This window comes from Chitinophaga sp. GbtcB8, assembly GCF_019091455.1.
GTDB lineage: Bacteria > Bacteroidota > Bacteroidia > Chitinophagales > Chitinophagaceae > Chitinophaga.
The window spans coordinates 1-262 of sequence record NZ_JAGXJN010000209.1 but is presented as its reverse complement, the minus strand read 5'-3'; the positions used below and the strand labels follow the sequence as shown (position 1 = coordinate 262).

The 262-nt window shown below is 56.1% G+C and carries 1 pseudogene; it reads right to left on the bottom strand.

Annotation, left to right across the window (positions count from 1 at the left end):
- Positions 1 to 262: pseudogene (locus KVT36_RS31775) on the bottom strand (hypothetical protein); the annotation flags it as partial.

Below are 262 nucleotides of genomic sequence, written 5' to 3'. Positions count from 1 at the left end.
GAATCATCATCGTCGCCAACACGATCAGAAACAGCGCGTCGCGTCCCGGACACCGGTAGCGCGCAAAGCCGGACGCCACCAGCGAGGAGGAAATCAGCTGCCCGATATTGCACAGAATCGTCACGGTCAACGAATTTTGCAAAAACGTATTGAACGGCTGAATCGCCCAAGCCTTGACGAAGTTGCCCCACTGAAGTTCCGATGGAACCCATTTGGGCGGGTACATGTAGATTTCGTCCGGCGCTTTCACGGCCGTCGTCAC